Genomic DNA, 11,551 nt, shown 5'->3' on the forward strand with positions numbered 1-11,551 from the left:
CCCCCCATTAGCTTTATCCCCCTCTGGCATCCTGTGCTGGTAATTGCGGCCATGAGATTGTTGCGGTGTCAGAAGAAAGCGACGACGATAAAACAGAAGCCCCCACACCCCACCGACTTGAAAAGGCGCGTGAAGACGGGCAAATCCCACGTTCCCGTGAATTAACCTCGCTGCTGATGTTGCTGGCGGGATTAAGCATTATCTGGATGGGCGGCGAACCCCTGGCGCGGCAACTGGCGGCGATGTTGTCGGCGGGTTTGCACTTTGACCACAGTATTATTAACGATCCACGTCTTATCATCAGCCAAATCAGCCAACTGGGTAAACAAGCCGTTTGGGCGCTGCTGCCGCTGATTTTTGGCCTGGTGATTGTGGCGATTGCAGCACCGATGATGCTCGGCGGGCTGTTATTTAGTGGCAAATCTATCGCGTTTAAGTTCAGCAAAATGAACCCCATTGCGGGATTAGGGCGCATGTTTTCGGCGCAGGCTGGGTCCGAATTACTTAAAGCGTTTTTGAAAGCTATTTTGGTGGGCAGCGTTACGACCTGGTATCTGTTGCACAAATGGCCAGAGATGATGCGCCTGATGAGTGAACCGCCGTTGGCGGCATTAGGCCATGCACTCAATATGGTGGCGGTATGTGGCTTGTTGATTGTACTGGGGCTGACGCCGATGGTCGGCTTTGATGTGTTTTTCCAGATTTTCAGCAACCTGAAAAAGCTACGTATGAGTCGCCAGGATATTCGTGACGAATTTAAGCAGCAAGAAGGTGACCCGCACGTTAAAGGTCGTATTCGTCAGCAACAACGAGCCATGGCGCGCCGCCGCATGATGGCGGATGTCCCACAGGCCGATGTGATTGTCACCAACCCGACGCACTATTCGGTGGCGTTGCAGTATGACGAAAACAAAATGAGCGCCCCCAAAGTTTTGGCGAAAGGCGCGGGTTTGGTCGCGCTGCGTATCCGTGAAATCGGTAACGAGCATCGCATTCCGATGCTGGAAGCGCCTCCGCTGGCTCGTGCGTTATATCGCCATGCAGAAATTGGCCAACAAATTCCTGGGCAGTTGTATTCCGCGGTGGCAGAAGTGCTGGCGTGGGTATGGCAACTGCGTCGCTGGCGTGTCGCTGGCGGTTTAATCCCGAAAAAACCTGAAAATCTTCCGGTGCCTGAGGCGCTGGACTTTGCAAACGAGAAGGACTCTGATGGCTAATCTGCTCGCTACGTTGCGTCTGCCTGCCAGTATGAAATCTGGGCAATGGCAAATCCTTGCTGGGCCGATACTTATCCTGTTGATCTTGTCGATGATGGTACTGCCGCTGCCTGCGTTTGTACTGGATTTGCTGTTCACGTTTAACATCGCGCTGTCGATTATGGTGCTGTTGGTGGCGATGTTCACCCAGAAAACCCTGGAATTTGCCGCGTTCCCCACCATTTTGCTGTTTACCACATTGCTGCGCCTGGCGCTGAACGTGGCCTCAACACGTATCATTTTGATGGACGGCCATACCGGTGGTGCCGCAGCCGGTAAAGTGGTTGAAGCTTTCGGTCACTTCCTGGTCGGTGGCAACTTTGCCATTGGTATCGTGGTGTTCATCATCCTCGTTATCATCAACTTTATGGTTATCACCAAAGGTGCCGGGCGTATTGCCGAAGTTGGGGCGCGTTTTGTCCTGGATGGGATGCCGGGCAAACAGATGGCCATTGATGCCGATCTGAATGCCGGATTGATCGGTGAAGAAGAGGCAAAAAAACGCCGCTCTGAAGTCACCCAGGAGGCGGATTTCTACGGCTCAATGGACGGTGCCAGTAAGTTCGTACGTGGTGACGCCGTAGCCGGTCTGATGATCATGGTGATTAACGTGGTCGGCGGCCTGTTAGTCGGTGTTCTGCAACATGATATGGCTGTAGGGGCGGCGGCTGAAAGCTATACGCTGTTGACCATCGGTGATGGCCTGGTCGCACAGATTCCAGCACTGGTTATTTCAACGGCTGCGGGCGTGATTGTAACCCGCGTGGCAACCGATCAAGACGTCGGCGAACAGATGGTGACTCAGCTGTTCAACAACCCGCGAGTGATGATGCTCAGTGCGGCCGTGTTAGGTTTGCTCGGCATGGTGCCGGGGATGCCAAACTTTGTCTTCCTGCTGTTCACCGCCGCATTGCTGGCCCTTGCCTGGTGGATGCGGGGCCGACAAATGGAGGCTCCGGTCAAACCGGCTGCTCCGGTGAAACCACAGGAAAATCCGCAGGCGGTCGAAGCGACGTGGAATGATGTTCAACTGGAAGACTCGCTCGGCATGGAAGTGGGTTACCGCTTGATCCCAATGGTCGATTTCCAGCAAGACGGCGAGCTGTTAGGCCGAATCCGCAGTATTCGTAAGAAATTTGCGCAAGATATGGGGTTCCTGCCTCCGGTGGTGCATATCCGTGACAACATGGATTTGCCGCCCGCGCGTTATCGCATTCTGATGAAAGGCGTCGAGATTGGTAGCGGTGATGCCTACCCTGGCCGTTGGCTTGCCATTAACCCAGGTACTGCCGCAGGCACGTTGCCCGGTGAAACGACCACTGATCCAGCCTTTGGGCTCGCCGCCACCTGGATTGAAAGCGCGTTAAAAGAGCAGGCGCAGATTCAGGGCTTTACGGTGGTGGAAGCCAGTACCGTCGTTGCAACACACCTTAACCATCTGATTGGTCAGTTTGCGCCAGAATTATTTGGCCGCCAGGAAGCGCAGCAACTGCTCGACCGTGTCTCGCAGGAGATGCCAAAACTGACCGAAGATCTGGTCCCTGGGGTGGTAACGCTCACCACGCTGCATAAAGTGTTGCAAAACCTGCTGGCTGAAAAGGTTCCGATTCGCGATATGCGTACCATTCTGGAAACCCTGGCCGAACACGCGCCTGTGCAGAATGACCCGCATGAATTAACGGCGGTGGTGCGTGTAGCACTGGGGCGTGCGATTACCCAGCAGTGGTTCCCTGGCAATGGTGAGGTGCAGGTCATTGGTCTTGATGCCGCGCTGGAACGTTTGTTATTGCAGGCTTTGCAGGGTGGCGGCGGACTTGAGCCGGGGCTGGCAGATCGTTTGCTTGAGCAGGCTCAGGATGCCCTGAAGCGCCAGGAGATGCTCGGTGCGCCTCCGGTGTTGCTGGTGAACCACGCACTGCGCCCGCTTTTGGCTCGTTTCTTACGCCGCAGTTTGCCGCAATTAATGGTGCTTTCAAGCCTTGAGCTGTCGGAGAATCGCAATATCCGAATGACCGCGACTATCGGAGCGAAATAATGATCCGCTTGTTAGTGCTGATTTTTTTCCCTTTTGTTGTTCATGCCGCTGGAGAAGGGGCATGGCAGGCAACGGGCGTGGGTGCAACGCTCAGCCACCGTGGTGTTGCCACATCTTCACGCGCTTTGTCCCCCTCACAACCGGTTGAAGGGGGAATGACTCTGGTCGCCTGGCGTTATGAGTTGATTGGGCCGACACCCGCGGGATTGTTGGTAAGATTATGCTCGGTTACGCGTTGCGTTGAGATAGAAGGGCAGAGTGGTACGACTCGCGGGCTAACCCATGTTGCAGCCAACGAGCCGTTGCGTTTTGTCTGGGAAGTCCCTGGTGGCGGTTCCCTTTTTCCGCCGTTAAAAGTACGTAGTAATCAGGTTATCGTTAACTATCAATAATAAAAAAGCCGCAATTTGTGTGCAATGCCGTTCACTTTAGTGGAGCGGCATTGTGCCTCATCGGGTGATGAGCATGGTGATTCTATTTTTTAAACCGGGCGGTGATGCAAGGGAAATACCAAATCAATGCAATAACTGTAATGAATGTTAACAACAGAAAATATTCGGGAAACAAATTAAGCCATAATAAGCCAAAGCCTATTATTAATGCGGGAAACAAGACACTTTCCAATAAAAGCAATATAGTTGATTTAAACACCATACTTCCTTTGCAAAAAGTCTGTTAATTCATCCAGATTCAAAAAGTCTCGAGACTTCACTCTTTGAATCATTTCGTTAAGTATAGGTTCTACGAAATAGTAAAGCATTTCCAGCTTTTCATCATAAAGAATCTCGTAATACCCAGGTGAAATTGTCTTCAGATGTCTGGCGGCAAGGGCGCAATTTTGTTGAATACCAAAGATTTGGATCGCAAATATTACCGTCGGCATTTTTGCAGATAAACGTTCAACTACGATTTTAGACATAAACCCGGAACGTGACATCGCTACAGAGGCTGCGGTAGCAAAGGCGTAACGCGTCCCACCCGCTATTTTCATATGAGCTACCAGTCCCGTCATATTTCTGATTAGCTTACGAGCCGATCCATTTTCGCTCCCTTCCCTGATATCATCGCTCACTGATTTTAAATACAAAAAAATCATATGCGCAATGACGTCATGGTATTCGAATATAGATTGTATTGAGAAAAAGGTTCTGATTTCTTCGTCTTTTAGTTCACGACAAACTTCATTATATTTTGGAATAAGACATGACGAATACCAGCTAACCCGCTCAAATCCTGAATAAATATCAGTCACCACACCAGGCATTGATTCCACAACGGTCACAAAACCACGTTGTACGACTTCAGCCAGATGCCGATCACTCTGAAACTTCATCCTTAAATAATCAGACGCCTGCATAATATGTCCATATAGGTTGTAATGATTCCAAGGCAGTATACGGCTATAAATTGAACAAAAATACGGCATAAAAGCCTATCGAACAGAGTAAGTAAGAAAACAGCTTCCTCTGGTGGAGGGCGTCATAGTGTCGCAGTTTAAGGACCGTTCAACGGATCCTTAGCCGATCGGCATTAGCATTCTGTGCGGCTTTTTCCCTTTCTGTATCTCATTTTTAATTCCCGCTTTTGATAAAAATAAACCATTGTTTTATAAATTAGTGACGCTGATGGTGGAACTCTTTGTGATTTTGCCAGCATCGGCCAAGCCGTGGCAAAAATGGAAAGGTATCAGTTGCCCTGTCATTTTACCTTAGCCTTGTAAGATTCTCGCAGGCGCCGAAAGACGCCAGGACGTGCAATCTCCTATAACAATAGAATCGGGGTTTGACGGCAATGAAAACACGTAAGATTGGATTGGCAAATTATCTTGCCTACGGGTCTGGGGACTTTCTGGGTGCCGGGACAACGGCGCTGACCGCCGCATGGTTGCTCTATTTTTATACCACCTTTTGTGGTTTAACGCCGATTGAGGCGACATTCATTTTCGCCATGGCCAGGGTGCTTGATGCGGTCGTGAGTCCGCTCATGGGCTTCCTGACTGATAACTTCGGCTCGACCTGGCTTGGTAAGCGTTTCGGTCGTCGTAAGTTCTTTATTTTGCTGGGTATCCCACTCGTATTTAGCTACAGCTTCATGTGGGTTGGCGAGATGAGTTACTGGTATTACCTGGTGACCTATCTGATTTTTGACGTGGTTTACACCATGATTCTGGTGCCTTACGAAACTCTGGTACCGGAAATGACGGATGACTTCAAACAGAAGACGAAATTCTCTGGTGCGCGTATTTCCATGGCGCAGCTCTCGGCCATTCTTGCGGCATTCCTGCCAGGTATTCTGTTAAACCACTTCGGTAAAGACAACGCGATCTCCTTCTTCTATTCAAGCCTGGTCTTCGCCACGCTTTGCGCGATTGTACTGACTCTGGTCTGGTTCTTTACCTGGGAACGTCCTCGTAGCGAATGGACGGAAGCTGCACTGCGTGCAGAAGAAGAGAAGAAAAACCTGACATTTGCTCAGAGCATGAAACGTCTGAACGTTGAACTCACTTCAACGCTGCGCGTGAAAATTTTCCGCCAGCACCTTGGTATGTACCTGGGCGGCTACATCGCGCAGGACGTGTTCAACGCCGTGTTTACCTACTACGTCGTGTTTGTGCTGATGCAAAGTGCGTCTGTGGCATCGAGCCTGATGGGTACCATGGCTATTCTGCAATTTATCGCGGTTATCGGGATGATCCCGCTGTGTATTAAATACGGCCCAGCACCGTCTTACCGTTTAGTGGTCGTGCTGTTTGGTCTGAGCTCAATTTCCTACGCCGTGCTGTATTACGCCGGGTTGAGCGACGTCTTCTCCTTATTGTTACTGGTTTCAGGCCTGGCTGGTTTGGGTCGTGGCGGCATCAACTATGTACCGTGGAATATTTACACCTACATCGCTGACGTGGATGAAGTGATTACCGGCCAACGCCGTGAAGGTATCTTCGCCGGAATTATGACCCTGACGCGTAAAGCTTCTCAGGCTGGTGCGATCATGTTGGTGGGTATCGTGATGCAGCTTTCTGGCTTTGTTTCCGGGCAGACTACGCAGCCACCTGCGGTGAGCCATACTATTTTGATGATTCTCAGTTTCGGTACCGTCGCGGTACTGGTCTGCGGTTTCCTGATTTCCCTTCGCTTTAAATTGAACCTGCACACTCACAGCGTGTTACGCGAAGAAACGGCGAAGATGCGTGCGGCTGGCCGCGCGGTGCCAGAAGCCATTACTCCTGAAGCGCGTGCAACAGTCGAACTGCTGGCAGGTATGCCTTACGACTCGCTTTGGGGCAACAACAACATTGGTTATCTCAATCGTAATAAGCCTGCTGCTCCATCGTTAAAACAGGCTGCAACACTGAATTCGAATACATCACAGAGGTTAAGTTAATGATCATTTATCCCGTCAAACACAGCCCATTATTGTGCCAGCCGGAGCATTTTATTGCCCGGGATGAGCTTAATACCCTGATCCACAAGGTGACGGACAATCTGGTTAATATTAAGGATGAAACGGGGCAATTCTTGCTGCGTCTGGATGACGGACGAGTCATTGATACTAAAGGTTGGGCTGGCTGGGAGTGGACTCACGGCGTCGGTTTGTACGGCATTTATCAGTATTATCGTCAGACTGGCGATAAGAAGATGTGTGAAATTATTGATAGCTGGTTCGCAGACCGTTTTGCTGAAGGAGCGACCACTAAAAACGTCAATACGATGGCGCCATTTTTGACCCTGGCCTACCGTTACGAAGAAACGCGTAACCCAGCCTGGCTGCCGTGGCTGGAGAGCTGGGCTGAGTGGGCGATGTATGAAATGCCGCGTACCGAACACGGTGGCATGCAGCACATTACGCTGGCGGAAGAGAACCATCAGCAAATGTGGGACGACACGCTGATGATGACCGTGTTACCGCTGGCGAAAATTGGCAAATTGCTCAATCGTCCGGAATACGTCGAAGAAGCGGTTTATCAGTTCCTGCTGCATGTGCAGAATTTGATGGATAGGGATACGGGGCTGTGGTTCCACGGCTGGAATTACGAAGGCAATCATAACTTTGCTAAGGCGCGTTGGGCGCGTGGTAACAGCTGGTTGACCATCGTGATCCCTGACTTCCTGGAGCTGGTGGATTTACCGGAAAATAACGCGGTGCGCCGTTATCTGGTACAAGTTTTGGAAAGCCAGGTTGCTGCGTTGGCGAAATGCCAGGATGACAGCGGCTTGTGGCACACACTGCTTGATGACCCAGATTCTTACCTCGAAGCTTCGGCAACGGCAGGCTTTGCCTATGGCATTCTGAAAGGTATCCGTAAACGCTATATCGGCAAACAGTATGCTTGCGTTGCGGAAAAAGCGATGAAGGGCATCGTGAAGAACATCTCGCCAGAAGGGGAGTTGTTGCAAGTTTCATTCGGTACTGGCATGGGCAGCAATCTGGAGTTCTATCGCCAGATCCCGCTGACGTCGATGCCATACGGCCAGGCAATGGCGATTCTGTGCCTGGGCGAATATCTGCGCATTTATCTGTAAGCGTTCCATGCAGACCTGGAGAACCAGGTCTGCAAACTGTCATTAAATCAAACGGGCTCTTAAATAATGCAAAGTTCCGCCAATTAAATAATAAATAAATGGCGTAATGTGTCGTGCATTTGATTATCATTCCCGCAGTCGATAAGCCTTCCACTCGCTTTACCCTCCTTAACGATATTCGAATGGCGAAGCCGTGCTTCCCTTTCATCCCCTCTTGCTTGTTGATCCACGCTCTGGATTAATAATTAACCGATGATGGCGTTATTGTGTTGTGCCTCCATCAGGATAAATTTGATGTCAATTTCCCCGTTAGCTCGGGTTGCCAGTAACAGTGTGGTTGAGCCAGGCGTCGTGCTTGGCGCTCATGTGAACATTGGCCCTTTTTGTGTTATTTCCACAGGCGTTGTTATTGGTGAGGGAACAATTGTCGGTTCGCATTCGGTCATCAATGGCCTCACAACGATTGGGCGCGATAACACTATTGGTCAGTTTGCCTCAATAGGTGAAGTCAATCAGGATCTTAAATATGCGAATGAACCTACGACGCTGGTGATCGGCGATCGTAATCAGATTGGCAATAAATCTACGATTCATCGCGGGACAATCCAGGGGCATTCCACAACCCGGATTGGTGATGACAATCGCTTTCTGAATGGTGTACACATCGGCCATGACTGCGTGGTGGGTAACGCGACGTTGATGGGCGATAACAGTGGGTTGGCCGGGCATGTGGTTCTTGATGACGGGGCGCAGGTTGGAGTTATGTGCGCCATTCACCAGTTTTGCGTGCTGGGTGCGCATTCGAGGGTTGCCGATCAGGGCGGCGTGGTGCAAGACATTCCGCCATTCGTGATGGCCGACGGTAACCATGCAAGACCAACTGGCATCGATATTAATGCGCGAGCTTTTCTGGCATTAGATACCCGGCAGCAGGATTTTGTGCATTCGCTGTACAGCATGCTTTATCAGCAGTCTTTACCGATTGATGAGGTGAAGATAGCGGTAAAAGCCTCGCTAAGGGATTTTGCTCTTGCTGCTGTTTTTGAACGATTTTTTGCGCAGTCAACGCGTGGGATTATTCGTTAACGTACCTAAAAAAAAGACTCGCCGCGTAAAGCGGCGAGTCTTGTACTAAACGATGGTCTAATAACGATCGACTGTTACATGCGTTCTACGGTATCGATACCCAGCGTATCCAGACCCAGTTTCAGGGTTTTCGCAGTCAGCAGCGCCAGTTTCAGACGGCTGTTACGCGCTTCATCGGTATCAGCAGCCAGAATTGGGCAGTGCTCGTAGAAGCCAGAGAACAGGCCAGCAAGGTCATATAAATAAGAACACATCACGTGCGGTGTGCCATCGCGAGCCACGACGTTCAGCGTTTCTTCAAATTGCAGCAGACGAGCCGCCAACTGTGCTTCGCGATCTTCACGAATCACGACAGGTGCTTTCAGTAGTTCAGCTTCGTCGATGTCGGCTTTACGGAACACGGAAAGCACACGCGTGTAGGCATACTGCATATATGGCGCGGTATTGCCTTCAAAGGCCAGCATGTTGTCCCAGTCGAAGATATAGTCAGTGGTACGGCTTTTGGACAGATCGGCGTATTTCACCGCGCCGATACCGACTACTTTTGCCAGCGCTTCCAGCTCGTCAGCAGACATATCGGGATTTTTCTCGCTCACCAGAGCACGTGCGCGCTCCATGGCTTCATCCAGCAGATCGGTCAGTTTTACCGTGCCGCCTGAACGGGTTTTGAACGGCTTACCGTCTTTACCCAGCATCATGCCGAACATCTGGTGTTCAAGCGTGACGGACTCTGGAACGTAACCGGCTTTACGCACAATAGTCCATGCCTGCATCAGGTGCTGGTGCTGGCGTGAGTCGATGAAATACAGCACACGGTCGGCGTGCAGGGTTTCGTAACGGTATTTTGCACAGGCGATGTCGGTGGTGGTGTACAGGTAGCCGCCATCCTTTTTCTGGATGATAACGCCCATCGGCTCGCCATCTTTGTTCTTGTATTCATCGAGGAATACGACGGTTGCGCCTTCGCTTTCGACCGCCAGACCCTTGGCTTTCAGGTCGCTCACAATGCCCGGTAGCATTGAGTTATAGAGGCTTTCACCCATCACGTCGTCGCGAGTCAATGTGACGTTGAGACGATCATAAGTTTTCTGGTTCTGCGTCATGGTCACATCGACCAGTTTGCGCCACATCTCGCGGCAATATTCGTCGCCGCCTTGCAGTTTCACCACATATGCGCGCGCGCGCTCAGCAAAGGCTTCGTCTTCGTCGTAATGCTTTTTCGCTGCGCGATAAAACTCTTCAAGGTCAGCCAGTGCCATTTCACCGGCGTTTTCTTGCTGTTGCTTTTCGAGATAAGCAATCAGCATCCCGAACTGAGTGCCCCAGTCACCAACGTGGTTGGCGCGAATCACTTTATGGCCGAGGAATTCCAGGGTACGTACTGCCGCATCGCCGATAATGGTTGAGCGGATGTGCCCTACGTGCATCTCTTTCGCCACATTAGGCGCGGAGTAATCGACCACAATGGTTTGTGGCGCAACAGTATTCACACCAACGCGTTCGGAAGCCACCGCCGCATCGACATGTTTCGCAAGGAACTCGGGGTCGAGGAAAATGTTGATAAAACCAGGGCCGGCGATTTCAACTTTGCTGGCAATGCCGGTCAAATCCAGATTCGCAATCACGCTCTCTGCGACTTGTCGTGGTGGCTTGCCCAGTGATTTCGCAACTGACATCACGCCATTGGCCTGATAGTCGCCGAACTGAACTTTTGCTGACTGACGAACTTGTGGTTCGCAATCCGCAGGCGCACCTGCGGCAATCAGTGCCTGACTGACTTTATCTGAGAGAAGTGCCTGAATATTCACCGGGATACCTTACATTTTGCTAAGGGCTGCCGTGACTTTACAGCAGCCGTATCGTTGGGGATAAAATAAGGGCGTAAGTATAACTGTATTTAACCCCTGTAGTCAGCAAAAGCCTTGCCCCGCGCGCCTTCTACTACTATTAACGGTATAGGGATTAACCATTCGCAGCACGCACCCCTCGATGGGGGTTGGTGATGCTGGATGAAAAAGGTAGATTAGCCCCCATTCGTGACATGAGAGGATAGGGCGATGGCCAACTGGCAGACAATAGCAGAACTTAATGATATTTCAGCGGATCTCCCGCGTTTTACCGAAGCGTTAGCAAGCCTTGCCGCTCGGCTTGACCTGGAGATTGCACCGCTCGACGCTGACCATATCTCATTGCGTTGCCATCAGAATACGACCGCCCAACGGTGGCGTGAGGGTCTGGAAAAGTGCGGCACGCTGCTCTCAGAAAATATCATTAATGATCGTCCGATTTGCCTGTTTAAACTCGACGAGCCGGTTTGCGTCGCACACTGGAAATTTACCGTGGTGGAACTGCCGTGGCCGGGAGAAAAGCGCTATCCGCACGAAGGCTGGGAACATGTTGAAATTGTACTGCCAGGCGACCCTGAAACATTGAATGCGCGGGCGCTGGATTTACTGTCTGATGCGGGTCTGCGCCAGACGGGGATTTCGGTGAAAACCAGTTCGCCAAAAGGTGAGCGGGAACGTCTGCCAAACCCAACGCTTGCGGTCACTGACGGCAAAGTCACCATCAAATTCCATCCCTGGAGTATTGAGGAGATTGTCGCCAGCGAACTCGCGCCCTCAGTTTAAGCACTGAGTCCACGATATTCAGGC

At 51.1% G+C, this 11,551-nt stretch carries 9 protein-coding genes; 7 read left to right on the top strand and 2 right to left on the bottom strand.

Annotation, left to right across the window (positions count from 1 at the left end):
- The first annotated feature begins 65 nt into the window (after positions 1 to 65).
- From flhB to flhE, 3 genes are read left to right on the top strand one after another with little or no spacing between them, the layout of a single operon-like run.
- Positions 66 to 1,217, top strand: coding sequence for a flagellar biosynthesis protein FlhB (flhB, locus tag RHD99_RS09705; protein ID WP_183269596.1), 1,152 nt, complete (start codon positions 66 to 68; stop codon positions 1,215 to 1,217).
- Positions 1,210 to 3,291 (top strand): flagellar biosynthesis protein FlhA, encoded by a 2,082-nt coding sequence (gene flhA / locus RHD99_RS09710; protein ID WP_183269595.1) that lies wholly within the window; start codon positions 1,210 to 1,212, stop codon positions 3,289 to 3,291. Before flhB ends, flhA begins: the two co-directional genes overlap by 8 nt.
- Positions 3,291 to 3,683: a flagellar protein FlhE gene (gene flhE, locus RHD99_RS09715; RefSeq protein ID WP_309878601.1), complete on the top strand. Its 393-nt coding sequence runs from the start codon at positions 3,291 to 3,293 to the stop codon at positions 3,681 to 3,683. The genes flhA and flhE overlap by 1 nt, the downstream gene beginning before the upstream one ends.
- A 251-nt stretch (positions 3,684 to 3,934) precedes the next feature.
- On the opposite strand, the gene RHD99_RS09720 is transcribed toward flhE, so the two are convergent.
- Positions 3,935 to 4,648, bottom strand: a complete 714-nt coding sequence (locus RHD99_RS09720) for a hypothetical protein (RefSeq protein ID WP_309878602.1) — start codon at positions 4,646 to 4,648, stop codon at positions 3,935 to 3,937.
- A 434-nt stretch (positions 4,649 to 5,082) separates the two neighbouring features.
- Between RHD99_RS09720 and RHD99_RS09725 the strand changes: the two genes are divergently transcribed.
- The 3 genes from RHD99_RS09725 (at position 5,083) to lpxA (ending at position 8,897) form a co-directional block, all read left to right on the top strand.
- Entirely contained in the window at positions 5,083 to 6,672 is a 1,590-nt protein-coding gene (locus tag RHD99_RS09725) for an MFS transporter (RefSeq protein ID WP_309878603.1), read from the top strand.
- Positions 6,672 to 7,811: a beta-galactosidase BglB gene (bglB, locus tag RHD99_RS09730; protein WP_309878604.1), complete on the top strand. Its 1,140-nt coding sequence runs from the start codon at positions 6,672 to 6,674 to the stop codon at positions 7,809 to 7,811. The genes RHD99_RS09725 and bglB overlap by 1 nt, the downstream gene beginning before the upstream one ends.
- 294 nt (positions 7,812 to 8,105) lie before the next feature.
- Positions 8,106 to 8,897, top strand: coding sequence for an acyl-ACP--UDP-N-acetylglucosamine O-acyltransferase (lpxA, locus tag RHD99_RS09735; protein WP_183269590.1), 792 nt, complete (start codon positions 8,106 to 8,108; stop codon positions 8,895 to 8,897).
- A gap of 74 nt (positions 8,898 to 8,971) precedes the next feature.
- Here the strand turns inward: lpxA and argS are convergent, their stop codons facing one another.
- Positions 8,972 to 10,705 (bottom strand): arginine--tRNA ligase, encoded by a 1,734-nt coding sequence (gene argS / locus RHD99_RS09740; RefSeq protein ID WP_309878605.1) that lies wholly within the window; start codon positions 10,703 to 10,705, stop codon positions 8,972 to 8,974.
- A gap of 249 nt (positions 10,706 to 10,954) precedes the next feature.
- On the opposite strand from argS, the gene RHD99_RS09745 reads away from it, so the two are divergent.
- On the top strand, positions 10,955 to 11,527 hold the full coding sequence (locus RHD99_RS09745) for a VOC family protein (RefSeq protein ID WP_309878606.1): 573 nt from the start codon (positions 10,955 to 10,957) through the stop codon (positions 11,525 to 11,527).
- Positions 11,528 to 11,551 lie beyond the last annotated feature (24 nt).

This window comes from Buttiauxella selenatireducens, assembly GCF_031432975.1.
Lineage (GTDB): Bacteria > Pseudomonadota > Gammaproteobacteria > Enterobacterales > Enterobacteriaceae > Buttiauxella > Buttiauxella selenatireducens.

Excerpts from the sequence above, each read along its gene's own strand:
- flhA (WP_183269595.1), top strand. The coding sequence starts at position 1,210 with ATGGCTAATCTGCTCGCTACGTTGCGTCTGCCTGCCAGTATGAAATCT.
- flhE (WP_309878601.1), top strand. The coding sequence starts at position 3,291 with ATGATCCGCTTGTTAGTGCTGATTTTTTTCCCTTTTGTTGTTCATGCC.
- RHD99_RS09720 (WP_309878602.1), bottom strand. The coding sequence starts at position 4,648 with ATGCAGGCGTCTGATTATTTAAGGATGAAGTTTCAGAGTGATCGGCAT.
- RHD99_RS09725 (WP_309878603.1), top strand. The coding sequence starts at position 5,083 with ATGAAAACACGTAAGATTGGATTGGCAAATTATCTTGCCTACGGGTCT.
- bglB (WP_309878604.1), top strand. The coding sequence starts at position 6,672 with ATGATCATTTATCCCGTCAAACACAGCCCATTATTGTGCCAGCCGGAG.
- lpxA (WP_183269590.1), top strand. The coding sequence starts at position 8,106 with ATGTCAATTTCCCCGTTAGCTCGGGTTGCCAGTAACAGTGTGGTTGAG.
- RHD99_RS09745 (WP_309878606.1), top strand. The coding sequence starts at position 10,955 with ATGGCCAACTGGCAGACAATAGCAGAACTTAATGATATTTCAGCGGAT.